Here is a 22,278-nt window from a genome sequence, read left to right on the forward strand (position 1 = left end):
AATCTAGTGAGTGGGATGTTGGGCAATAGACAAGTACAAATCCATGTAAGAATTGGCCATGGCCTCGGGAGTGTATTGACTGAGTTGTTGAGTGGCATTTTGAGCAAGCGTTAGACGCAATGCCTTGTCGCGCAGGCTGACCAGGTGGCGGGACAATGTTTCAGCGTCACCCGAGGGAAACAATAATCCCGTCTTTCCATGGTGGATAATATCCGGGATGCCGCCAGTCTGACTGGCGACGATAGGTACTCCGGCTTTCATGGCATCCAGAAGTACCGATCCCAGCCCTTCATTGCGTGAAGGAAAGGCAAAAACGTCCAGCGCCGCAAGATAATGCCCCAGGTCAGGCTTGAAGCCAGCCCAGACCACATTGTCCAAATCGGCACTTTCCTGTTTCAGGATGGTCTCATCTTCTCCCCGGCCAAAAAACACGAACAGCATGTCCGGCTGCGAGTGCTGTAGCCGGCGAGCGGCGTCAATCAGCACTCGTTGACCCTTGTGTCGATCCACCAGCGCGCCGGCATGGCCCACGAGGAAACGATCGGGATAGCGTGCACGAAAATCCTGAGCCACCTCAGGGGATGTTGTGAACGAGGTGAAGGCGCTGGGGATCTTTACCACCGGATACGGGCTGAGGGGCTGAATATTATCGGCGATGACACTGGATAGTGCGACGCAGCGCTGTGCATTGCGATAAAATAGGCGATTGCTGAATCTGCGCTTGACCGGCGTATCCACCCGGCGAGTAATGAGGTAGGGCGTGGCCAAGAATCGGTGATGCAGCCAGGCCCAATGAACGGCTTTGGCATCATGGGCATGGACCAAATCGGTGCGTCCGGCCTGCCGATGTCCGGCCAGCTGATGGCGAGCGCTGACAAAACGCACTCCCGGCGTGGTGGACAGTTCCGACCGCAGAGGAGAGTCAGGTTGGCACACCAGTGTCTGGGAGGAGATCCCGGGCTTGCCAGCCAACGCCTTGATCAGCAACACGGTTTGTCGCTCACCGCCACGAAACCCCTTGGCCAGATTGGCGTGGATGATATGCAAAGTCAGCCTCGCGGAAAGATTTGTAGGGATAATGGCGGCTATAGTAGCATTCATCTTCTATCCAGACAGGATGGCCCTCTGTATGCTCGCTGAGTTAAGTGTCGTTATTATTACACGCAACGCGGCGGGTACGCTGGCTCGTACGCTCAACGCGCTCGAACCCATCGGGGAGGTGGTCATTTATGACAATGGCTCTACTGACGAGACCCTCGAGATTGCCCGTCGTTATCACAATGTATCGTTGCATACGGGAGCTTTTCTCGGCTTTGGTCCGACCAAGCGCCATGCCGTATCTCTTGCCCGCCAGGACTGGATTCTTTCGCTGGATGCCGATGAAGCACCTACAGCTCGCTGGCTCGAGTCGCTGGGCAGCTGGCTGACCCATGCCGACACGCGGGAGGTCGTCGAGGTGAGGCGAGAAAACTGGCTGCTGGGGAAGCCCGTCCAGCATTCCGGTTGGGGCCGCGACTGGCTGATTCGGGTCTTCAATCGCCAGCACCATGACTTCAATGATGCCATGGTCCATGAATCCATTGCCGTTACCGACACCACTCAGGTGGTTCGCCTGGATGGCCATATTGAGCACCTGGCCGTGACCGAGCTTGGGCAGTTTCTGGAAAAGGTCAATCGTTACTCCGGGATTCGTGCGAGCTCCGATACCCTTCGTGTATACCCTGTATGGATCATTACGGTTAAGTCTGCCTTTGCCTTCTTTCGTACCTTCTTTTTGCAGAGAGGCTTTCTTGATGGGTGGCGTGGGCTGGTCATCGCGGTGTCAAACGCCAATGGTGTTTTCTGGAAATACATGAAACGCCGTGCTCGGGATCAATGACGGTACCTTGATGATGTCTAAAAGAAAACGGCTGTCGAGATATTGTAACTTCGGTTTGCTGGTAAACATCGCCAGTGTCCATGTGGGCACTAAGGACCGCTCATGAAAATAGCGTTAGTGCACATGCGTCATGCGGCATCCGGAGGTACCGAAAGATTTCTCAATGAATTGTCGCGTTACTTGGCTGAACGTGGAGAAAAGGTAACGATCATATGCCGCTCTCATTCAGCCCCACCTCATCCAGCCATTCGTTTTGTTCGCTTGCGTCCATTCAGTATTGGAAAGGCCCAGCGCATGTGGCGTTTTGCCCAGGCAGTAGAGCGTCACGTGGAAGCTGAGGACTATGATCTTGTCTACGGCTTGGGGAAAACCTGGACCCACGACTTGTTGCGAATCGGTGGAGGTACTGTCCATCGCCATCTGATCTCCAAGCCGAAGCGTCAGTGGCGTTGGAAGGACAGGGTGGCGGCGCGAATCGAGGCTCGGGCCATGACACCCGGGGCCTACTATCATGTGGTATCCAATTCCTGGCAGAGCGATAGAGAGGTCGCTGAAGCCTACGAGGTTCCTGTCGACAAGCGCTCGGTGATTCACAACTTTGTCGATACACGACGTTTCGACCGAGAACGCCTGGGTGACAGTGTACCTGATCTTGCTCGAGAGCTGGAGCTGAATGCATCCTGGCCGGTCTTCCTGTTTCTCGGTACCGGCTATCAGCGCAAGGGGTTGGCCTCGACCCTTGAGGCGTTCTCTCGGCTCGACATCGACGCACATCTCCTGGTAGTGGGGCGCGACTCCCGCCAGGCGAAGTTTGAAGAGTTGGCACGACAACTTGGTATAGCCGAAAAATGCCTTTTTCTGGGCGAACAGTCGTCTCCGGAACGGTACTTTTCTCTCGCTGACTGTTATGTGCTACCGGCATATTATGAGCCTTTCGGCTTTACCATACTCGAAGCGCTTGCCTGCGGTACACCCGTCATCACCACGGAAAACTGCGGGGCGAAAGAGGTAGTATCATCTGAGGTGGCCTCGGTAATCGATGGGGCCGATAATATAGCCAGCTTGACGTCCGCCATGGCTTATTGGGCGTCTCGCAAAGGTGATGCGTCATTGCGAGAACAATGCCGAGACACGGCATTGAAGCTTGATGTCAAAGAAGTCATGGATGAGAACTACCGCTGCATCCTGGACGTCTATCGGCAGAAGCAGGCAACCCGATGCTGACGGTCGACCATTGGGACATCATTGGGCAGGGGGATGAGCGCAACTGCTACCTCCATCCAGACGATCCGTCACGCTGTATCAAGCTCAGTCGCAAAGACAAGGCCAAGCAGACCCGTCGCGAACTACGCTATTTTCAGGCCTTGAAGCGCCGGGGTATTCCTTTTACACACATTCCAGAGTTTTTCGGAATAGTGGAAGATGAAACCCTGATTGGTTTCGAGCAGCAACTGGTCGTTGATGATCAAGGCAAGCTACCGCCCAATGTCGCCCAATACTTGAGTGTGCCGCTGACACCCCGGCAAATCAGCCGCTTCTGGGAGGGGCTTGATGCGCTCAAGGCGTATTTGTTGACGTATAACGTGGTGCCCTGCGACCTGGTGATGAGCAATCTGCTGGTGATCGAGAGGTCGGATGCCACGACCGTCATGTTAATAGATGGCCTGGGTGCCTCGGAGCTGATCCCGTTGCCTGAGTACCTGCCCTGGCTGGGGGGGCGAAAGATACGGCGCAAATGGGCAAAGTTCATTGCCAAATTCGTTGAGCCGCATTTTGCGGCCATGCAGACCGGTCAGCCTTCATAACCGCGGGTGATCACCCGAGCTACCCGTGACGCTTCGCTGGGTGCCAGGAACTTCTGCAACGAGCGTTCCAGGCGATCGAGATTGGCTTGCTGCCATCGGCCTGTACGGCGCAGGCGGCACCGGTCCAGGTCGATCATCCAGACTGCCCCCGAGGGGTCGATCAGCAGGTTGCGGGCGTTGAGGTCCACGTGGTCGAGGCCGGCATCGTGGAAACACCGTATGGTGTGGCCGACACGCTGCAGCAAGGCGGCGTCGGCTTCAGGGAGGAGCTCGGCCAGGGCGCGGGAGCCGGGAAGGCGTACGGTGAGCAGGCCGGCCTCGTAGGTGAGCCCATGGCGGGTGACGCCGGCGGCCACCGGGCGGGGCACGGGCAGGTCGAGCGCATGGAGGTGGGCGGTCAGGCGCATCTCGCGAAAGGCCCGGCTGCGCTCCACCCCGCACCAGAGATAGCGATCGGCACTGATTCGTGAGACGAGGCCACCGCGGCGGTAGGGGCGCAGCACCCACTGCTCGTGCTTCGCCTGGAGAAACAGGCTGGCGCCACGCCCGGGGGCCTCGCCGATGACCTTGCCTGTTCGGCGCCAGTACTCGGGGTCGAGGTGGTACGGGTCGATTTGTGGCGCCCCGTCGGCGTCACATAAACTATCCGCATCATATAGAATGCAAGTCTTTCCCTTTCGATACGTTGCCAATCGCATGAAGCATCCTCTGCCCGACCGACCCGAGCACATTGGTGTGCTGCGTCTCTCTGCCCTGGGCGATGTCTGCAATCTGGTACCGACGGTTCGCGCGTTGCAACGCCAATGGCCCGAGGCACGCATTACCTGGATCATCGGCAAGGGCGAGCACAGTCTACTGGCCGGGCTTTCCGGGGTCGAGTTCATCGTCTATGACAAGTCGACCGGGCTGGCGGGCATGCGCGAGCTCTGGCGGCACCTTGGCGATACCCGCTTCGACGTGCTGCTGCACATGCAGCAAGCATTGCGGGCCAGCGTGCTGTCGCTGGGTCTCAAGGCGGACCTGCGCGTCGGCTATGACAAGGCGCGTGCCAAGGATGCCCAGAACTGGTTCACCCATCGTCAGCTGGCGCCACATCCGCGGGCCCATGTTCTGGAATCCTTTCTCGATTTCGCCCGCCTGATGGGCGTCGAGGACCTCTCGCTGGACTGGTCATTACCGGTTCCCGAGGCCGCGCGCCAGGAGGCCGTCGGCTTCACGTCGGGAAGCCCTTACATCCTGATGAGCCCCTGCGCCAATCCACGCCTGCGCAACTTCCGCAACTGGTCTGCCGAGGGCTACGCAGCGGTGGTCGAACACGCCTGGGTTCAGCATGGCCTGAAGACGGTACTGACCGGCGGGGGGAGTACCCAGGAGCGCGAGATGGGGCAGCGCATCGCGGCCCAGGCCCAGTCCGGCGTGGTCATCGATGCGATCGGCGAATCCTCGCTCAAGGGGCTGTTGGCGCTGATCGACGAAGCGCGGGTGGTGATCGCGCCGGACTCGGGGCCGGTGCACATGGCCAATGCCATGGGCACGCCGACCGTCGGCCTGTTTGCCACGACCAACCCGGAGCGTGCCGGTCCCTATCTCTGGCGGGATCACGTGGTCAATCGCTACCCAGAGGCAGTACGCCGCTATTTGCACAAGGACCCCGACACGCTGTCCTGGGGGCAGCGTGTGCGCCATCCCGACGCCATGTCGCTGATACGTGCCGATGACGTGATCGATCGACTCGAGACACTGCTGGCCACGTTCTCGTCCCGCAAGCCAACGGAGCGCCCCGATGAAACTTGACCTGACCGCCCTGGAGCACTCACGCCTGCTGGTGGTGGGCGACGTCATGCTCGATCGTTACTTGCATGGTGGCACCTCGCGCATCTCTCCCGAGGCCCCGGTTCCCGTGGTCAGGGTCGAGGAGGACGAAGACCGCCCGGGTGGCGCGGCCAACGTGGCGCTCAATATCGCCTCGCTCGGGGCCCGAGCCGCCCTGGCTGGCCTGGTCGGCGATGACGACAACGCCGATCGGTTGATGCATCGCCTGGAAGATGCCGGTGTAAGTACTTACTTCTCTCGCAGCCCCGAGATACCGACCATCACCAAGCTGCGCGTCATGAGCCGCAACCAGCAACTGATCCGGCTCGATTTCGAGGAAGGGCTGGGCAAGGTCGATACCCAGGGATTGTCGGTACAGGTGGAGCAAGCGTTGCCCGACGCCGATCTGGTGATCCTCTCCGATTACGGCAAGGGAACCCTGACCGATGTCGCCACCCTGATCGCCCGCGTGCGCAACACCGGCAAACGGGTGCTGGTCGACCCCAAGGGGGGAGACTTCGGCAAGTACCGTGGCGCCAGCGTGATCACCCCCAACCTGACCGAGTTCGAGGCGGTGATGGGCCCCTGTCCCGATGACGCCACCCTGGCGGCTCGCGGTGAGGCGCTACGCGCCGAGCTGGAACTCGAGGCATTGCTGATCACTCGCAGCGAGAAGGGCATGACCCTGATCCGCGAGGGGGCAGACCCCCTGCACCTGCCGACGCGAGCCCGGGAGGTCTTCGACGTGACCGGTGCCGGGGATACCGTGATCGGCGTGCTGGGGCTGGCACTGGCGGCAGGCCATGGCTTCCCCGAGGCCATGACGCTCGCCAACCTGGCCGCCGGCCTTGTGGTGGCCAAACCCGGTACCGCGACCCTGTCCATCGCCGAACTCTATACTGCCCTGCACGGTGACAAGCTGGCCGAGTTCGGTGCCATCGAGGAGGCGCCGTTGTGCGAGGCGGTGCGTGCCGCCCAGGCGCGAGGCGAGCGAGTGGTGATGACCAACGGCTGCTTCGACATTCTGCATGCCGGCCATGTGGCCTATCTCGAACACGCCCGCCGGCTCGGCGATCGGCTGATCGTGGCGGTCAACGACGATGCCTCCATCGGGCGTCTGAAGGGTGCCTCGCGGCCGATCAATCCCCTGGCGCGGCGCATGCAGGTGCTGGCCGGGCTGGGCGCCGTCGACTGGGTGGTGCCGTTCGCCGAGGATACCCCGCAGCGGCTGATCGAGGCGGTGCTGCCCGATGTGCTGGTCAAGGGCGGCGACTATCGTCCCGAACAAATCGCCGGTGGCGAGGCGGTACGCGCCGCCGGGGGCGAAGTGAAGGTGCTGGGCTTCGAGGATGGCGTCTCCACCACGGCCATGATCTCCACCATTCTCGACAGGGAGCGCTGATGGCCGGTGGCCACCCCTGGACGCGTCGGCTCTATTCCGCCGCCCTGCTGGCGCTGGCGCCACTGCTCTGGTGGCGTGTGTGGCGCGAGCATCGAGTCGGCCGCTCTCGGGGCGAGCGGCTCGGTTGGGTCCCCGTCTCGAAGGCCGCCGATCGCCCACTGTGGCTGCATTGCGCCTCGGTCGGCGAAGTCCAGGCCGCACGGCCGCTGATCGACGCCCTGTGCCAGCGCTATCCACAGTACCGCTTGGTGATCACGACCATGACGGCCACCGGTGCCGAACGCGCCACGGCGTTGGCCGATGCCGCCAACCGCGAGGGAAAGGGCGAAGTGAGCCATTACTTTCTGCCTCTGGACTTTCCCTGTGCCGCCCGTCGCTTTGTCGCTCGTCTCCAGCCGGCGCTGGCAATCTTCTTCGAAACCGAACTCTGGCCCAATCTGCTGGCCTCCTGCACACGGTGTGACGTGCCCGTGGCCGTGGTGAACGGTCGCCTGTCGGCGCGTTCATTGCGGACATACCGGCGTCTGCGTCGCTTGATGCGCGGGGCGCTGTCTCATGTCGACTGGCTGGGCGCCAAGTCACGGCAGGATGCCGAACGCTTCAGGGAGCTCGGCATGGCGGAGCAGGCCACCTCGGTGACTGGCTCGTTGAAGTTCGATATCGCCGTCAATGATCGTGCCCGAGAGGTGAGTGATCGCTTGCGCTCATCGCTGGGCGGACGGCCGGTCTGGGTCGCGGGGTCCACGCATCCCGGCGAGGACGAAGCCCTGCTGGCGGCCCACGCCAGAGTGCGCGAGACGTTACCCGAGGCATTGCTGATTCTGGTGCCGCGCCATCCCCGGCGCTTCGAGGCGGTGGCCGAACTTTGTGCGGCGCGTGGTCTGGCCTGTACGCGGCGCTCGAGAGACGAGATACCGAGTACCGGCACGCCCGTCTACCTGGGCGATACCATGGGCGAGTTGAGTAGCCTCTATGGGGCGGCGGACCTGGCCTTCGTCGGCGGTAGCCTCGTGCCGGTGGGAGGCCACAACCTGCTCGAACCGGCCGCCATGGGGGTGCCGGTGCTGACCGGCCCCGAGCTGGCCAACTTCGAGGACGTGGCTGAGGCGCTGCGCGAGCACGGTGCCCTGGTGGAAGTGGCCGATGGCGATGCCCTGGCGTCGGCCCTGTTGCGATTGTTCGACGAGCCGGCGGAAAGGCATCGACTCGCCGAGGCTGGTCGAGCGGTGGTGGAGGCCAACCGGGGAGCCCTGGCCCGTACCATGGAAGGCCTGACACGGCTTCTTTCGGCGGAGTGAGCGCTTACAACTGGCCGGACGATAGATGAGCTTTTCCGGCGCCAAGCCTGCGCGAGGGCGCTGTACACCCTTCCGTGGGCGCTACTTTTGCCCTGCTGCACTTATGCGTCCTGCTACGCTTGCAGGACCGGGCCTGGCCTTCCATGGCCAGCCCGTTCGGCGGCAGGCGCCTCACCCATGGCAAAAGACCCTCGCTCCGCCTTGCCCCCGGCGCTCGTTATCACGGGAGCCCATGAATGCATCCTACTGCGGCGTCAGGCGCTCCACTCCCTGGCCGGTGCCGAGCAGCAGCACATCGGCGCCCCGGGCGGCGAACAGGCCGTTGGTCACCACGCCGACGATGGCGTTGAGCCGAGCCTCCATGGCCTCCGGATCGTCGATCATGAATTCATAGCAGTCGAGGATCTGGTTACCGTTGTCGGTGATCACCCCGTCGCGGTAGACCGGGTCCGCCCCCAGCTTGACCAGTTCCCGGGCGACATAGGAACGCGCCATGGGAATCACCTCCAGGGGCAGCGGAAAGTCGCCCAGGCGTTCGACACGCTTGGAGGCATCGGCGATGCACACGAAACGCTCCGAGCAGGCGGCGACGATCTTTTCCCGAGTGAGGGCTGCGCCACCGCCCTTGATCATGTGGAGGTGAGCATTCACTTCATCGGCGCCGTCGACATAGACGGGAAGCGTGCCGGTCTCGTTGAGCTCGAAGACATCGATCCCGTGGCCACGCAGGCGCTCGGCGGTCGCCTCCGAACTGGCCACTGCACCGCGGAAATCGTCGCGCAGCGTGGCCAGCTTGTCGATGAAGCGGTTGGCGGTGGAGCCGGTGCCTACGCCGATGACGATGTGGCGTCCGAGTAAGGGGCGGATCTCGTCGAGGGCGGCGGCGGCCACGGCGTCCTTGAGTTCGTCCTGAGTCATGTCCTGCTCGCTGTCCAGTAGGTGGCGGAATGCGGCGCCATTATAGGCCATGTCATCGCCTCGTGCTGGACGCCATGGCAGGCAGGATGCTACCAATAAGGGTTCCCTTCAGCCGCATCGGGACGCGTCGGGCACATGTCCGTGGTGCCCGTGACTCCCGCGGTTCTCACGCGCTACCCCATTGGGATATCAGGATGCTCGAAGCCACCGTCAAGAAAATCCTCCAGGCCCGGGTCTATGAAGCCGCCCGGGAAACGCCGATTTCGCCGGCCCCCTTTCTTTCCCGCCGGTTCAACAATCAGATCCTGATCAAGCGTGAAGACCTGCAACCGGTCCACTCCTTCAAGATTCGCGGCGCCTACAATTGCATGGCCCAACTGACCGACGAGCAGAAAGCCAAGGGCGTGATCGCCGCTTCGGCGGGCAATCATGCCCAGGGGCTGGCGATGGCCGCCAGGCAGATGGGCGTCAAGGCCGTGATCGTGATGCCGCGCATCACGCCGGAAATCAAGGTCCAGGCGGTGCGTGCCTGGGGAGCCAAGGTCGTGCTCAAGGGCGATGCCTTCGCCGCCGCCGCCGCCCACGCCCAGGAGTTGATCGAGGCGCACGGCTACACCTATATTCCGCCCTTCGACAATATGGATGTCATCGCCGGGCAAGGGACCGTTGCCATGGAGATACTGCGTCAGCAGGCCGGGCGACTGGATGCGATCTTTGTCCCGGTGGGGGGCGGCGGTCTGATCGCTGGCGTGGCGGCCTACGTCAAGTACCTGCGCCCGGAAATCAAGGTGATCGGCGTGGAGTCGGAGGACAGCGCCTGCCTCAAGGCGGCACTGGAGAGTGGCGAACGTGTGACGCTCGACCAGGTCGGCGTCTTTGCCGAAGGGGTGGCCGTGGCGCAGATCGGCGAGGCGCCCTTCGCGATCATGCGTGACCTGGTGGACGATGTCATCACCGTCAACACCGACGAGATGTGCGCCGCGGTGAAGGATATCTTCGAGGAGACTCGAGCGGTATCCGAGACCTCCGGGGCTCTATCGCTGGCCGGCCTCAAGAAGTATATCCAGTCGACCGGTGCCAGTGGAGAAACCCTGGTCTGCATCAACTCGGGTGCCAACACCAATTTTGACCGCCTGCAGCATATCGCCGAACGCACCGAGCTGGGCGAGCAGCGCGAGGCGATCCTGGCGGTCACCATTCCCGAGCGCCCCGGCAGCTTCAAGAAGTTCTGCCGAACCATCGGTAAGCGCATGGTCACCGAGTTCAACTATCGCTATGCCGACCCCGAGCAGGCGCATATCTTCGTCGGTGTTCAGGTCAAGCCGGGCGGCGAGGATCGTCAGGCGGTGATCGACAAGCTGCGCGACGCCGATTACCCGGTGGAGGATCTCACCGACAATGAGCTGGCCAAACTGCATATTCGTCATCTGGGAGGCGGTCGACCGCAGGAGCACTTCGAAGAGGAAGTGTATCGTTTCGAGTTTCCCGAGCGCCCTGGCGCCCTGATGAACTTCCTGACCCATCTGCCCCAGGACTGGAACATTTCGCTGTTTCACTATCGCAATCATGGTGCCGCCTATGGGCGCGTGCTGGTAGGCATGCAGGTGCCCAACGGCGATCACCGTCATGTCGAGGGGTACTTCGATGACATCGGGTATCGCTACTGGAAGGAAAGCGAGAATCCGGCGTATCGGCTATTCATGGCGTAATATGTAGAAAGTGAGTGCTGACTCACTTCAAAACGCCTGTCTGATCGGGTGATTTCACGATTTTCCCGGGGGTGGCGGTTGTCATGTCCGGGGCCTTCGGCTACTCTCTCACCCCGTGAGAAGCGCTGCTGCCGTACCGGCAATGTTTTTCGGAGATAGCGGCAGTGTCGCCGACAATGTGAGGCCGTTGCCGGACATTGTTGCCGAAGACGTTTCGCTGTCAACAATGTCGCGTGAAGCCATCATGATGGCATGATATTGCCACGAGTGGACGAGAAGGGAGTCGACGATGAAGCGTAAGCCCGATCTGATCATGGTACTGGTGCTGCTGTTCAGCATCGCGGTCGTGGCGACCGGCTATGCGCAGGCACTGGCGGGCAACTGATCGCGATTCTGGTGCAAGGTTGAGCACAACGGAAATATCGGGGGTGGTCGATGCGTCAAGCATCGGCCGCCTTCTTCCTTGGGAGGAAGGGCCTGCCTGGGAAGAAGGGGTTGGAATAGATAATGCGTGCGTCAGGGACGCAGGACTCGGCGGTCACTGACGATGGCATCCAGTGGCACATCCCAGGGAGCCGCCGGGAGTCGCTCGACGCGCTGGCAGTCGTGGGCCAGGCCGATCAGCCGCGGCCGGGGGCCGGGGCGACGGGTGAAAGCCAGGGTGCGGTCGTAGAAGCCGCCTCCCATGCCGATACGCTGGCCATCATCGTCGAAGCCGACCAGCGGCAGGAGGATGGCGTCCAGGGCCCAGGCCGCCTGGCGTCGGGCGCGATGTGCGCCGTATCGAGTATCGGGCTCGGAAATGCCGAAACGATTGGTCACCATGGGCGTGTTGCCATGGTAGTGGACGAACCACAGGGTGTTGGGTGCCAGGGGCCGCAATACCGGGAGGTAGGCGCGGGCGCCGCGCTTCGCGAGCCAGGGCAGCAGGGGGGTCGGGTCGATCTCGCCGTCGTTGGGCAGATAGAGTGCCAGGCGCCGGGCTCTGAAAACTTCCGGCAGTCGACGTAGGGAGCGGCATAGCCGCATGGCGGCGGCATCCTGCTCGCGCCGGTCGAGCTCGCGTCGACGACGTCGCAATTCGCGTCGCAGTTCGCGTCGTGCCTGTGGTGCGGCGGAATCCTGCATGACATTCATGATGGATGAAGTTCCCCAGAGTGCCGCTGTCGTTCTGGCCCTTGAACCCATTGGTTCAAGGTGGGTGGCCGCAGTCGAACCGTCAGGCTTTCCGTCTCACGGACATGCACACGGGTCCGACTAGCTATTGGCCCCCTGGGTAATGCGCATAGGCTCGAGGGACGATAACGACTGGCGAACACCCCAGGGAACGCCTTCCATCCTAGCAGAGCCGCCGGCCTGGCCAAAGGGGAGAATCCTCCTCAAGCCCCCTGACGGCCGGGGGCGTCGGACAGTGCCTTCTCCAGGCGCTGGCTGAGCTCGCTCAGGCTCTGTTCGCCGGCGCGCTGTTCGTCCTGGGTCTCGAGCAGTTCGTTGGCAATGTTCAGGGCCGCCATGATGGCAACCTTCTCGCGGTCGACCACCTTGCCCTGAGCGTGGATGCCCTGCATGGCGCGATCCAGGTAGCGCGCTGCGCGCTCGAGCTTGTCTTCCTCGTCCGGCGGACAGGCGATGACGTACTGCCGTTCCAGCAGGGTGATCTCGATGGTGGGCCGTGAAGAGTCGCTCATGGGTGCTCCGGAGGGCCGAGGGCGCGCCTCGGGGGGTCGATGCGTTAACATCGAGGGGAATACGAAGTTTCAGTCACTATAAGAGAGCCGTTCAAGCGCGGTCAACGCGCGCGGCTCCATCATGGATCGCGTCATGTCATTGATCAACGAACGCCAGGACTTTTCCACCATCGCCGATACCTTCCTGCTGCATGGCAGCATGCAGTCCCCGGCCTTCCTGGACGGCCGACTGTGCGCCTCTCTGGCATTGCACGATCTCGATGCCGAGGGTTGGCTGGAAATGGTCTGCCTCAACCTGGGCGTCGAGCAGCCCAGGGACGAGCCATCCGCCGAACGACTGCTGGGCTGGCGGCGCCAGACGCTGGAGGCCTTGTCCGCCGCGGAGATGAACTATGAGCCTCTTCTGCCCGATGAGCTGTTCTCGTTGGCGGAACGTGCCCAGGGGCTTCAGGAGTGGACCCTGGGGTTCCTGGAGGTGGTGCGCGACGCCGGTGACGAGCCTCGCAAGCAGTGGTCGGCGCCGCTCAGGGAAGCCATCGATGACCTCGCGGGGCTGACCGACATCGAGACCGATCTCGATGACAACGCCGAGAACGAGAATGACCTGTTCGCTCTGACCGAACACGCGAGGATGGCCGCCATGCTGCTCTATACCGAACAGCATCCGGGCAAGCCGCAGGTTGAGCAGGTCGAGGAGCCGGGCCCGACTCACTGAGGGAAATATTAACCCGGCAAGCTTTTATGTCGGGTTAATCGCGGCACAGGGACGTGCCGCCGCCGGCCGACAGGCCGGCGCGAGCCCGCGCCACACCAGAAGATCCACGCCTCTGCGCCAGCGTGGTGCGGGCGACAATCCAATAGATCAGGAGATCTGTTTGATTGCCAGGAAATAGTGTGTGCGTTCTGCGCGAGCGAACCGCCGTGTTGTAGCCGTCACCCCTGGCGGCTGCCGTGTGGACCCCATCCCTTCACGTTCGATCCAGGAGTCGTCATGCCGCCCGAAGCCGAGTGCCGCCCGCCTGCCATCAGCCTGGACGAGTATCGGAGGCGCCGCCGCCGCCTCATGGAGAACCTGCCGACGGGTGCCGCCGTACTGTTGCCCGGCGCTTCCCTGGTCACGCGTTCTCGGGACAGCGAGTTCCCCTTTCGACAGGACAGTGATTTTCACTATCTGACCGGTTTTCCCGAGCCGGATGCCCTGTTGTTGCTGCTGCCTGGTCGCACCGAAGGGGAGTCTGTGCTGTTCTGCCAGGACCGAGACCCGCCGATGGAGGCATGGACGGGTTATCGTCTCGGTGCCGAGGGAGCCGTTCGTGCCCATGGGGTCGACCAGGCCTTCGAAAATGCCGAGCGTGATGCCCGGCTGATGGAGCTGCTGGCGGGGTGGCACACGCTCTACCTTCCCCTGGACGATGCCTCGGCGCTGCGCCTGGCGGAGCGGCTGCATGCCGAGCTGGAAGCGAGGCCCCCTCAGGGCGTGCCGCCTGGCCTTGCCGATGTGGCGCCGATGCTGCACGCGCAGCGCCTTACCAAGAGCGCAGACGAGATCGACCTGCTTCGTCATGCCGGCAAGATCTCCGCCCATGCCCATCGGCGGGCAATGCGCACCTGTCGCCCGGGCCTTGCCGAATACCAGCTCCAGGCCGAACTGGAGCACGAGTTTCGCTGGCGAGGCGGCAGCGGGCCGGCCTATGCCAGTATCGTCGCTGGCGGGCGCAACGCCGGTGTGCTGCACTACATTGATAATCGAGAGACGCTGCGTGACGGAGAGCTGGTGTTGGTCGATGCCGGTGCTGAATTCGATCTCTACGCCGGGGATATCACTCGGACCTACCCGGTCAATGGCCGTTTCACATCGGCGCAGCGAGCCTTGTACGAGGTGGTGCTCGACGCCCAGGAGCAGGCCATCGAAGCCGTGTCTCCCGGCGTTACTCTCGCGTCGATCCACCGGGGCGTTGTGCGTGACCTCGCTGCCGGCCTGGTGGCCCTGGGGATCCTGGCCGAGGATGGCGAGGAAACGCCCGAGGCGATCGTCGCACGCCGCTTCTATCCTCACGCGACCTCCCACTGGCTGGGGCTCGATGTCCATGATGTAGGCGGTTACCGCCAGGGGGATGAGCCTCGGTGCCTGGTGCCGGGCATGGTGCTCACCATCGAGCCGGGCCTCTACCTGCCGGATGATGACGATCTGCCGGCGGCATTTCGCGGCCTTGGTATCCGCATCGAGGATGATGTGGTCGTGACCTGCGAGGGGCATGACGTCCTCACTCGGTCGGTCCCGAAGCGGGTGGCTGATATCGAGGCGCTGATGGATGAAAAGTGATCATCTGGTACATCGCCAGACCGTCTGTTATGTAATGTACATTATGAAATACTGGAGGATCGCGCATGAGCGAATCGCCCTCGGCTGAGACGTTTCGACGCGTGGATATCGCCATCGTTGGTGGCGGCCTGGTCGGCGCCAGCCTGGGAGCCGCACTGGCGCCGCTGATGCGTGATCAGGGCCTGTCCGTGGCGGTGATCGAGGCGGCCCCCTTGCCCGACGGTCTGGATGCTCCCTGGCAACCCAGCTTCGATGCCCGGGCCAGTGCCATTTCCCGGGGCACGGCGAACCATTTCGATAACCTGGGGGTGTGGTCGATGATGGCCGAGCGAGCCACCCCGATTCGCTGCATCCATGTCAGCGAGCAGGGGCGGATGGGGGCGACCCGGTTGCGTGCCGAGGAATTCGGCGAAGACGCCATGGGGCATGTGATTCCCAATGCCTGGGTGGGGCGTGTCCTGCATCGTCGGCTCGCCGAATTGCCCCTGGCGTGGCACTGTCCGGCTCGAGTGGAAGGTATTCAGCCCCGGGCCGGCGGCCATCGTCTCCAGCTTTCCGATGGCGTCTGCCTCGAAGCCGGCCTGACGGTGCTGGCCGATGGCGGTCGCTCGGGTCTCAAGGAGCGCCTCGGTATCGAGAGCCGAGAGCGCCCCTACGAGCAAGTCGCCGTGATTGCCACGGTGGCCCTCGATCGCCCCCACGATGGCATCGCCTATGAACGTTTCACGGACTCCGGCCCCATCGCCTTGCTGCCCATGGCCGGGCAGCACATGGCATTGATCTGGACCTTCGCGGCCGGTCGTGAACAAGATGCCCTGTCGTTGTCCGACCCGGACTTCCTGGCTCGTCTGCAAGCCTCCTTCGGCGACCGGGCGGGACGCTTTCGCCGTGTCGGCAAGCGCCATGCCTATCCCCTCTCGTTGGTCACCGCCAGTGAAACGGTACGTCCGGGGCTGGCGGTGATGGGGAACGCGGCCCATGCCCTGCACCCCGTGGCCGGACAGGGGTTCAACCTGGCCCTGCGGGGCGTGATGGATCTGGTGGCCGCCATCGAAGCGGGCCTGGTGCGAGGCGATGCGCCGGGCGAGGCGGCCACGCTGAATGATTTCGAGGCGCGCCGCAGCGGGGACCGGGATAATGTGATCCGCTTCAGCGATGGCCTGGTGCGGCTGTTCGGCTTCGATCATCCCTTGTTGTCACGCGCCCGGGCCGCCGGCCTGGTGGGGCTCAACCTGCTGGGGCCGCTGCGCCGCACACTGGCCAGGCGGGCCATGGGGGTGGAACGATGATGACACCAGACGAGAGCGGAGAAAGGATGCCAGATGACCAGTGACATAGGGGATAACGAGGTGATCATCGTCGGTGGCGGCATGGTCGGTGCGACCCTGGCTTGCCTGCTGGGGCAGGCCGGCGTGCCGGTGATGCTGCTGGATGCCGCCGCGTCGTCCGTGAACGCCGAGACGGCGGGCCGTGGTCCGGCGGACCTGCGGGTCAGTGCGCTCACGCCGGTTTCCCAGCGTCTGCTGGACGGCCTGGATGTCTGGCCGTCGATGCGGGAGCGTCGTGTCACGCCTTACCGGCGCATGCGGGTCTGGGACGGCCAAGGCACCGGCGAGGTGAGCTTCTCTGCCGACCAGGCGGGCCTGCCGGTTCTCGGCCATATCGTCGAGAATGATGTCGTAGTGGCGGCCCTGGACGCGCGCCTGGCGGCGCTGCCGACGGTACGACGGCGGTTTGCCGCGCGGGTCGCCGGGCTCGAGATGCCCGATGACGATCCGGTGTTGTGTCTGGAAAATGGGGAAAGGCTGAGGGCGCCGCTGGTGGTGGCCGCCGATGGGGCGCGTTCGCCACTGAGGGAGATGGCCGGGATCGAGACCCGGTCAGATGACACCGGCCAGGTGGCGCTGGTGACCTCGGTGCGCACCGAGCGCCCCCATGGGGGCGTGGCGCGGCAAGCCTTCCTCGCCGATGGCCCCCTGGCGTTTCTGCCACTGACGCTGGAAGGCGATGAGCGGCATTGCTCCATCGTCTGGTCGACGTCGCCGATCGAAGCCGAGCGGTTGGCGGCGCTGTCGCCGGCATCACTGGGAGCGGAGCTGGAGGCCGGCATCGGCGCCTGCCTGGGCCGGGTGACACCGACCGACCGTGCGGTATGCCTGCCGCTGGCCCAGCGTCATGCCGAACGCTACACGCTGCCGGGGCTGGCGCTGGTGGGTGATGCCGCGCACAGCATTCACCCTCTGGCGGGTCAGGGGGCCAACCTGGGGATGATGGACGTGGCGGTGCTGGCCGAAGAATTGCTGTCGGCGCGACGCCGTGGCATTGCCTTGGGCGATGAGGCCTGGCTGACACGCTATGCGCGTCGTCGTCGAGGCGACAATGCCGCCATGCTGCGCCTGATGGATGCGTTCCGGCTACTGTTCGGCACGCGCCACCCGGCCTTGACCCTGGCGCGTAACCTGGGGCTTTCCGGTGTCGACCGACTCGGGCCCGTCAAGCGCTTGCTGATGCAACAGGCATCAGGGCAGCGGGGGCGCCTGCCCGCCGCCTGCCGCTGATGCCGCAACGTCAGCGCTTGCGTTCATCCAGCACGTTCAAGGCCTTGAGCAGGTTCAGGGCTTCGCCGAGCTGGTAGTCGTCGCGCAGGCGGGCATTGAGTTCGCCCTCTTCCTCGTCTTCGCCGTTGCCGACCAGGTGCCCTTCCAGGTCGGCTTCGCGGACCTGCAGACCATTATCCTGGGCGACCTCCAGGCGGCCGCGAACCACCTCGACATCGGGCTCGATGCCCTGGGCTTGAATGGAGCGACCGCTCGGTGTGAAGTAGCGTGCGGTGGTCAGTTTGAGCGCTTCGTTCTCGCCCAACGGCATGATCTGCTGCACGGACCCCTTGCCGAAACTTTCGGTACCCATCACCACGCCGCGTCTCTGATCCTGCAGGGCGCCGGCGACGATTTCTGCCGCCGAGGCGCTGCCGCCGTTGATCAGCACCACCAGAGGCACATCGGGAGCGGTGGTAGCGCGATTGGCATAGAAGCTCAATTCGCTGTCGGCCAGCCGGCCTTCGGTGTAGACGATGCGGCCATCATCGAGAAAGGCATCGGCCACATCGACGGCGGCTTGAAGCACGCCGCCGGGGTTGTTGCGAAGGTCCAGCACCAGCCCCTGCAACGGGCCGTCCTCCGTCAATGCGTTCAGGGCCTCGGTGACCTGCTCGCCGGTGCGGGTCTGGAACTGGCTGACCCGGAGGTAGCCGTAACCCGGTGCCAGGGTATCGCTCTTAACGCTCTGGGTCCGGATGATTTCACGCTCCAGGGTGATGTTGCGCGGCGCGTCCTCGCCCTGGCGCATGATGGTCAGGCGAATGTCGGTCCCCGGATCGCCGCGCATCAGCTCGACCGCTTCCTGCAACGACAGGCCCTCGGTCGGGGTGTCGTCGATGCGCAGGATAGTGTCCTGGGCCTGGAGGCCGGCTCGCGAGGCGGGCGTGTCATCGATGGGCGTGATCACAGTGAGCTGACCGTCACGCTTGCCGACCTCGATGCCCACGCCACCGAACTCGCCCTGGGTGGACTCGCGCAGACTCTCATAGTCTTCGGCGTCGAGGTAGGTGGAGTGCGGATCCAGTTCGCTCAACATGCCGCGCATGGCATTGCGCAGCAGGGTGGCGTCATCGACCTCCTCGACATAGGCGCGCTTGATGCGCTCGAAAACCTCGGCGAAGGCCTGAATCTCGGCCACCGGCAGGTCGTCTTCCGTCTCGGGAGCGGCAACGACGAATAACGGAGCGGCGAGCAGGGCGATGGGAAGCAGTACGGCTCCCAGGCGGCGCCGAAGGGTGGGGCTAAGGGACATGCGGTCTCTCGCGGTTCCAGTGGAGTAGGTCCAGCATAGCGTGGGCATGGCGGCCAAGAAAACACTGAAGCGGGGAGCCACCGTTCCGGACCGCCGTGCCGGGCTTATCGCCGGGCTATCCAGCCCTGGGGATCGATCGGGTCGCCGGCACGGCGCACCTCGAAATAGAGGCCTGGCGAGGGCTGTCCGCCGGAGGCGCCCACCACACCGATGGCCTGCCCCGTCTCGACGGCCGAGCCGACCTCGACGTTGAAGTGCTGCAAGTGAGCGTGCAGCGTCATCACGCCATCGCCGTGGTCGATGATCAACAGGTTGCCGAAGCCCCGCATCCAGTCGGCGAATACCACACGACCGGCATGTACCGCCTCGACCGGCGTGCCGGCCGAGGTGCGGATCAACATGCCGTTGCGATGTACGCCGCGCCCCTGGTGGAACGCCGAGGTGAGCTGCCCCTGGACCGGCCAGGGCAGGTCGCCTCGGGTTTCGCCGATGGCGGTGGAGGGGGGTGGGCGCTCCAGGCGGGCCAGTCGCTCCTGAACCTGCTGCAGCACCTGTTCGGCATGGGCCTGTTCCTGATCGAGGGCGGAAAGGCGGTCCTCCTTGGTGGCGTAGCGCTCGTCGAGCTTGGCCACCAGGGCTTCGCGCTCGTCCACCTGACTCGCCAGCTCGGCGCTGCGTTTTTCCAGCTCGGCGGCGAGTTGATCCAGTCGTTGGCCGCGTTCGTCCAGGGCCTGCTGGTTGTCGCCCAGTGCCGTGTCCAGTCTGTCGAGTTCGTCCAGCCGGGCATTGCGGGCGTCGGCGAGGCGATTGAGGTAGGTCTGCAGGCGGTCCAGCCGGCTCGGATCGTCCTGGTTGAGCAGCAGCTTGAGCTGTGGCGTCAGGCCGAGCCGGTAGAGGGCTTCGATCTGTTGCTCCAGGGCGGCGATCTGCTCCTGACGTTCGGCTTCCAGGCGCTCGCGCTCTTCTTCCAGTTCGATGACTTCGTCACGCAGCGCGCGGCGCTGCGCCTGGATGTCGTCGAGCCGACGGTGCGTCTCGGCCAACGCGGTCTCGATCTGGCGCAGTGCCTCGCTGGCCTCGTCCCGGGCCTGCCCGGTGGTCTCGAGCTCGCGGGAGACATCCTGAATGCGCTCACCGATGACGTCGAGCTGCTGCCGGGCCTCTTGCTCATCGGTAACGGCCATGGCCGGCGACACGGCCAGCCATAGTGTCAGAGGCAGCAGGCAGCGCGCGCCTCGCCGTCGAGGGAATGCCTGACTCACTGGGGTTCGATCAGAGTCCGGCCGGTCATCTCGTCGGGTACCGGCTGGTCCATCATCGCCAGCAGCGTCGGTGCGAGGTCGCACAGGCTGCCGTCGTCGAGAAGCCGAAGCGGGCGCTCGCCGACATAGACCAGCGGTACCTGGAAGGTGGTGTGGGCGGTCTGGGGCGCTCCGGTCTCGGGGTGGACCATCTGCTCGGCATTGCCGTGGTCGGCGGTGATCAGGCAGGCGCCGCCTGCCTTCTCCATGGCCTCGACCACCCGTCCGACACAGGCATCCACGGCCTCGATGGCGGCCACGGCGGCGTCGAAGTCACCGGTATGGCCGACCATGTCGCCGTTGGCATAGTTGCACACGACCAAGTCGAAGTTGTCGGATTCGATGGCGTCGATCAGGCGGTCGGTGACCTCCTCGGCGCTCATCTCGGGCTTTTCGTCGTAGGTCTTCACGTCCTGGGGGGAAGGCACCAGTATCCGCGTCTCGCCCTTGAACTCGGCTTCGCGGCCGCCGGAGAAGAAGAAGGTGACGTGAGCGTACTTTTCGGTCTCGGCGATCCGCAGCTGGGTGAGGCCGCGTTGCTCCATGACCTCGCCCAGGGTGTTGGGTAGGTCAGCCGGCGGGAAGGCGGCCGGCGCCGGGATATCGGCGGCGTACTGGGTCATGGTCACCAGGCTGCCGTTGGCCAGCCGTGGGCGGGCCTGGCGCGCGAAGCCATCGAAACCGTCCTCGACGAAGGCTCGGGTCAGCTCCCTGGCACGGTCGGCGCGAAAGTTCATGAACAGCGCGGCGTCGCCGTCGTCCATGGTGATCGGCGTGCCGCCGGGGGCAATAGCGGTGGCGGTGACGAACTCGTCGGTCTCGTCGCGTTCGTAGGCGGCCTGCAGGCCGGCCTCGGCGCTGGCTGCCTGATGGTCGGCGTGGCCTTCGGTCACCAAGCGATAGGCCTGCTCGACACGCGCCCAGCGGTTATCGCGGTCCATGGCGAAATAGCGGCCGATGAGCGAGGCGACGAAGCCGTTGTCGGCGCCGACTAGGTCGGCCAGCTTGGCGTTGGCACGTTCGATGGAGGCCAGGGCGCTTTTTGGAGCGGTGTCGCGGCCGTCGAGAAAACCGTGCAGATAGATGCGCCTGGCGCCACGCTGGGCGGCCAGTTCGGCCATGGCCAGGATGTGGTCCTCGTGACTGTGGACACCGCCCGGTGACAGCAGGCCCAGCAGGTGAACCGCCTTGCCGGCGTCCACGGCGGCGTCGATGGCGTCGGTCAGCACAGCGTTGTCGGCCAGTTCGTTGTCTTCGATGGCCTTGGTGATGCGTGTGAAGTCCTGGTAGACGATGCGCCCGGCCCCGAGGTTCATGTGGCCGACCTCAGAGTTGCCCATCTGGCCGTCCGGCAGGCCCACGAAACGTCCATCGGTATGCAGCAGGCCATGGGGCCGCTCTTTCTGGAGGCGGTCCATGACCGGGGTTCGCGCGGCCTGCACCGCATTGTGGGAAGCGTCCGGGTTGTGGCCGTAGCCGTCGAGGATGATCAGTGCTACCGGGCGGGGCGTCGGGGTCGAAGTATCGGTCATGGGAGGCCTCGTAGTGAAGAAGCGTTGGGCGCGACACCTTGCCGGCCGTCGGGGAAGCGCTGAAGATATCGTCGAGCGCACTGGCAACGAGACATGACAGGGTCAGCCTGGCTGTCGAGCCGCACGTGACGCAGCGATTCATTCGCACCGGCCGTTCAGCCGTGTTGCCTTGATGGGGTCGCGACTTGCCACTGCATACGGCATCATATCGCACGGGTCCACCGGGCGTCATTTTGGCCGTCCTCGGTCGGGGCCTGCATCATGTATACTGGGCGCCGCCGGCGGTTGCCGGCCCGTTCACCGTGCACCCGAAGAAGAGTTACTCCAAGCCATGATCGATCAGCTGTTCGAATTCGTGCAGAACCATCCACTGCTGGTGGGCGCCTTCCTGCTGGTGTTGCTCGCCTGGGTCCTCTATGAGGTCCGCAACAGCGGCGCCAACGGCGTGACTACCAGCGAGGCCACCCAGCTGGTCAATCGTGAGGACGCCGTGGTGCTCGACATCCGCGAGGCCAAGGACTTCAAGGCGGGCCACATCGCCGGCGCACGCAACATTCCCCAGAGCCGGATCGATGACCGCCTCGCCGAGCTCGACAAGTTCAAGGACAAGCCGGTCATCGTGGTCTGCAAGCACGGCCAGAGTTCCGGTGCCGTCCAGGGCAAGCTGGCCAAGGCCGGCTTCGAGCGTGCGCTAAAGCTCAAGGGCGGCATGACCCAGTGGCAGACCGACGGCCTGCCGCTGGTCAAGAAGTGACACGC

The 22,278-nt window shown here is 64.0% G+C and carries 20 protein-coding genes and 1 other RNA gene; 12 read left to right on the forward strand and 9 right to left on the reverse strand.

Annotated features, from left to right (window positions below):
* Positions 1-3 precede the first annotated feature (3 nt).
* Positions 4-1,101: a glycosyltransferase family 4 protein gene (locus RSO41_RS01870; RefSeq protein ID WP_315617237.1), complete on the reverse strand. Its 1,098-nt coding sequence runs from the start codon at positions 1,099-1,101 to the stop codon at positions 4-6.
* 28 nt (positions 1,102-1,129) lie between these two features.
* Here RSO41_RS01870 and RSO41_RS01875 point away from each other — a divergent pair, with 28 nt between their 5' ends.
* From RSO41_RS01875 to RSO41_RS01885, 3 genes are all read left to right on the forward strand, one after another.
* Positions 1,130-1,879, forward strand: coding sequence for a glycosyltransferase family 2 protein (locus RSO41_RS01875; protein WP_315617239.1), 750 nt, complete (start codon positions 1,130-1,132; stop codon positions 1,877-1,879).
* Between the two features lie 102 nt (positions 1,880-1,981).
* On the forward strand, positions 1,982-3,103 hold the full coding sequence (locus RSO41_RS01880; protein ID WP_315617241.1) for a glycosyltransferase family 4 protein: 1,122 nt from the start codon (positions 1,982-1,984) through the stop codon (positions 3,101-3,103).
* Positions 3,097-3,684, forward strand: coding sequence for a YrbL family protein (locus tag RSO41_RS01885; protein ID WP_315617243.1), 588 nt, complete (start codon positions 3,097-3,099; stop codon positions 3,682-3,684). The genes RSO41_RS01880 and RSO41_RS01885 overlap by 7 nt, the downstream gene beginning before the upstream one ends.
* Here the strand turns inward: RSO41_RS01885 and RSO41_RS01890 are convergent.
* The gene (locus tag RSO41_RS01890) at positions 3,672-4,382 is read right to left on the reverse strand and encodes a 3-deoxy-D-manno-octulosonic acid kinase (RefSeq protein ID WP_315617245.1); all 711 of its coding nucleotides are present in this window, start codon (positions 4,380-4,382) and stop codon (positions 3,672-3,674) included. The genes RSO41_RS01885 and RSO41_RS01890 overlap by 13 nt on opposite strands.
* Here RSO41_RS01890 and RSO41_RS01895 point away from each other — a divergent pair.
* Genes RSO41_RS01895 through waaA form a run of 3 tightly spaced genes read left to right on the forward strand, consistent with a single transcriptional unit; the run spans position 4,381 to position 8,196 of the window.
* A complete protein-coding gene (locus RSO41_RS01895) occupies positions 4,381-5,478 on the forward strand; it encodes a glycosyltransferase family 9 protein (RefSeq protein ID WP_315617247.1) in 1,098 nt (365 codons plus the stop codon). The genes RSO41_RS01890 and RSO41_RS01895 overlap by 2 nt on opposite strands.
* Positions 5,468-6,898, forward strand: a complete 1,431-nt coding sequence (hldE, locus tag RSO41_RS01900; RefSeq protein ID WP_315617249.1) for a bifunctional D-glycero-beta-D-manno-heptose-7-phosphate kinase/D-glycero-beta-D-manno-heptose 1-phosphate adenylyltransferase HldE — start codon at positions 5,468-5,470, stop codon at positions 6,896-6,898. Before RSO41_RS01895 ends, hldE begins: the two co-directional genes overlap by 11 nt.
* Positions 6,898-8,196 carry a lipid IV(A) 3-deoxy-D-manno-octulosonic acid transferase gene (gene waaA, locus RSO41_RS01905; RefSeq protein WP_315617251.1) on the forward strand — a complete coding sequence of 433 codons (1,299 nt, stop codon included), beginning with the start codon at positions 6,898-6,900 and terminating at the stop codon, positions 8,194-8,196. Before hldE ends, waaA begins: the two co-directional genes overlap by 1 nt.
* A gap of 243 nt (positions 8,197-8,439) precedes the next feature.
* Here waaA and rpiA read toward each other — a convergent pair whose 3' ends face one another.
* Positions 8,440-9,114: a ribose-5-phosphate isomerase RpiA gene (gene rpiA, locus RSO41_RS01910; protein ID WP_315617586.1), complete on the reverse strand. Its 675-nt coding sequence runs from the start codon at positions 9,112-9,114 to the stop codon at positions 8,440-8,442.
* A gap of 194 nt (positions 9,115-9,308) precedes the next feature.
* Between rpiA and ilvA the strand changes: the two genes are divergently transcribed.
* Positions 9,309-10,823 (forward strand): threonine ammonia-lyase, biosynthetic, encoded by a 1,515-nt coding sequence (gene ilvA, locus RSO41_RS01915; RefSeq protein WP_315617253.1) that lies wholly within the window; start codon positions 9,309-9,311, stop codon positions 10,821-10,823.
* A gap of 516 nt (positions 10,824-11,339) precedes the next feature.
* Here ilvA and RSO41_RS01920 read toward each other — a convergent pair.
* The 3 genes from RSO41_RS01920 to RSO41_RS01930 form a co-directional block, all read right to left on the reverse strand.
* Positions 11,340-11,960, reverse strand: a complete 621-nt coding sequence (locus tag RSO41_RS01920) for a 5-formyltetrahydrofolate cyclo-ligase (RefSeq protein WP_315617255.1) — start codon at positions 11,958-11,960, stop codon at positions 11,340-11,342.
* Positions 11,961-11,968: 8 nt separating this feature from the next.
* Positions 11,969-12,153: non-coding RNA, 6S RNA (gene ssrS, locus RSO41_RS01925), on the reverse strand.
* A gap of 49 nt (positions 12,154-12,202) precedes the next feature.
* Positions 12,203-12,511, reverse strand: coding sequence for a cell division protein ZapA (locus RSO41_RS01930; RefSeq protein ID WP_315617257.1), 309 nt, complete (start codon positions 12,509-12,511; stop codon positions 12,203-12,205).
* 133 nt (positions 12,512-12,644) lie between these two features.
* On the opposite strand from RSO41_RS01930, the gene RSO41_RS01935 reads away from it, so the two are divergent.
* The 4 genes from RSO41_RS01935 to RSO41_RS01950 all read left to right on the forward strand — a co-directional run bounded on the left by RSO41_RS01935 (position 12,645) and on the right by RSO41_RS01950 (position 17,392).
* Complete coding sequence (locus tag RSO41_RS01935; protein WP_315617259.1) at positions 12,645-13,226, forward strand: UPF0149 family protein; 582 nt, start codon at positions 12,645-12,647, stop codon at positions 13,224-13,226.
* A 276-nt stretch (positions 13,227-13,502) separates the two neighbouring features.
* Positions 13,503-14,834: an aminopeptidase P N-terminal domain-containing protein gene (locus RSO41_RS01940; RefSeq protein WP_315617261.1), complete on the forward strand. Its 1,332-nt coding sequence runs from the start codon at positions 13,503-13,505 to the stop codon at positions 14,832-14,834.
* A gap of 65 nt (positions 14,835-14,899) precedes the next feature.
* On the forward strand, positions 14,900-16,123 hold the full coding sequence (gene ubiH / locus RSO41_RS01945) for a 2-octaprenyl-6-methoxyphenyl hydroxylase (protein ID WP_315617263.1): 1,224 nt from the start codon (positions 14,900-14,902) through the stop codon (positions 16,121-16,123).
* A 33-nt stretch (positions 16,124-16,156) separates the two neighbouring features.
* Positions 16,157-17,392 carry a UbiH/UbiF/VisC/COQ6 family ubiquinone biosynthesis hydroxylase gene (locus RSO41_RS01950; protein ID WP_315617265.1) on the forward strand — a complete coding sequence of 412 codons (1,236 nt, stop codon included), beginning with the start codon at positions 16,157-16,159 and terminating at the stop codon, positions 17,390-17,392.
* 10 nt (positions 17,393-17,402) lie between these two features.
* On the opposite strand, the gene RSO41_RS01955 is transcribed toward RSO41_RS01950, so the two are convergent.
* The 3 genes from RSO41_RS01955 to gpmI form a co-directional block, all read right to left on the reverse strand.
* Entirely contained in the window at positions 17,403-18,686 is a 1,284-nt protein-coding gene (locus RSO41_RS01955) for a S41 family peptidase (RefSeq protein WP_315617267.1), read from the reverse strand.
* Positions 18,687-18,790: 104 nt separating this feature from the next.
* Positions 18,791-19,948 (reverse strand): murein hydrolase activator EnvC family protein, encoded by a 1,158-nt coding sequence (locus tag RSO41_RS01960; protein WP_315617269.1) that lies wholly within the window; start codon positions 19,946-19,948, stop codon positions 18,791-18,793.
* Entirely contained in the window at positions 19,945-21,519 is a 1,575-nt protein-coding gene (gpmI, locus tag RSO41_RS01965; protein ID WP_315617271.1) for a 2,3-bisphosphoglycerate-independent phosphoglycerate mutase, read from the reverse strand. Before gpmI ends, RSO41_RS01960 begins: the two co-directional genes overlap by 4 nt.
* A gap of 331 nt (positions 21,520-21,850) precedes the next feature.
* Here gpmI and RSO41_RS01970 point away from each other — a divergent pair, with 331 nt between their 5' ends.
* Positions 21,851-22,273, forward strand: coding sequence for a rhodanese-like domain-containing protein (locus RSO41_RS01970; protein ID WP_315617273.1), 423 nt, complete (start codon positions 21,851-21,853; stop codon positions 22,271-22,273).
* Positions 22,274-22,278: the final 5 nt, after the last annotated feature.

Source organism: Halomonas sp. I1 (genome assembly GCF_032334135.1).
Classification (GTDB): domain Bacteria; phylum Pseudomonadota; class Gammaproteobacteria; order Pseudomonadales; family Halomonadaceae; genus Halomonas.

Coding starts and splice junctions, on each gene's coding strand:
- RSO41_RS01870 (WP_315617237.1), bottom strand. CDS start 1,101: ATGAATGCTACTATAGCCGCCATTATCCCTACAAATCTTTCCGCGAGG.
- RSO41_RS01875 (WP_315617239.1), top strand. CDS start 1,130: ATGCTCGCTGAGTTAAGTGTCGTTATTATTACACGCAACGCGGCGGGT.
- RSO41_RS01880 (WP_315617241.1), top strand. CDS start 1,982: ATGAAAATAGCGTTAGTGCACATGCGTCATGCGGCATCCGGAGGTACC.
- RSO41_RS01885 (WP_315617243.1), top strand. CDS start 3,097: ATGCTGACGGTCGACCATTGGGACATCATTGGGCAGGGGGATGAGCGC.
- RSO41_RS01895 (WP_315617247.1), top strand. CDS start 4,381: ATGAAGCATCCTCTGCCCGACCGACCCGAGCACATTGGTGTGCTGCGT.
- RSO41_RS01890 (WP_315617245.1), bottom strand. CDS start 4,382: ATGCGATTGGCAACGTATCGAAAGGGAAAGACTTGCATTCTATATGAT.
- hldE (WP_315617249.1), top strand. CDS start 5,468: ATGAAACTTGACCTGACCGCCCTGGAGCACTCACGCCTGCTGGTGGTG.
- waaA (WP_315617251.1), top strand. CDS start 6,898: ATGGCCGGTGGCCACCCCTGGACGCGTCGGCTCTATTCCGCCGCCCTG.
- rpiA (WP_315617586.1), bottom strand. CDS start 9,114: ATGACTCAGGACGAACTCAAGGACGCCGTGGCCGCCGCCGCCCTCGAC.
- ilvA (WP_315617253.1), top strand. CDS start 9,309: ATGCTCGAAGCCACCGTCAAGAAAATCCTCCAGGCCCGGGTCTATGAA.
- RSO41_RS01920 (WP_315617255.1), bottom strand. CDS start 11,960: ATGAATGTCATGCAGGATTCCGCCGCACCACAGGCACGACGCGAACTG.
- RSO41_RS01930 (WP_315617257.1), bottom strand. CDS start 12,511: ATGAGCGACTCTTCACGGCCCACCATCGAGATCACCCTGCTGGAACGG.
- RSO41_RS01935 (WP_315617259.1), top strand. CDS start 12,645: ATGTCATTGATCAACGAACGCCAGGACTTTTCCACCATCGCCGATACC.
- RSO41_RS01940 (WP_315617261.1), top strand. CDS start 13,503: ATGCCGCCCGAAGCCGAGTGCCGCCCGCCTGCCATCAGCCTGGACGAG.
- ubiH (WP_315617263.1), top strand. CDS start 14,900: ATGAGCGAATCGCCCTCGGCTGAGACGTTTCGACGCGTGGATATCGCC.
- RSO41_RS01950 (WP_315617265.1), top strand. CDS start 16,157: ATGACCAGTGACATAGGGGATAACGAGGTGATCATCGTCGGTGGCGGC.
- RSO41_RS01955 (WP_315617267.1), bottom strand. CDS start 18,686: ATGTCCCTTAGCCCCACCCTTCGGCGCCGCCTGGGAGCCGTACTGCTT.
- gpmI (WP_315617271.1), bottom strand. CDS start 21,519: ATGACCGATACTTCGACCCCGACGCCCCGCCCGGTAGCACTGATCATC.
- RSO41_RS01970 (WP_315617273.1), top strand. CDS start 21,851: ATGATCGATCAGCTGTTCGAATTCGTGCAGAACCATCCACTGCTGGTG.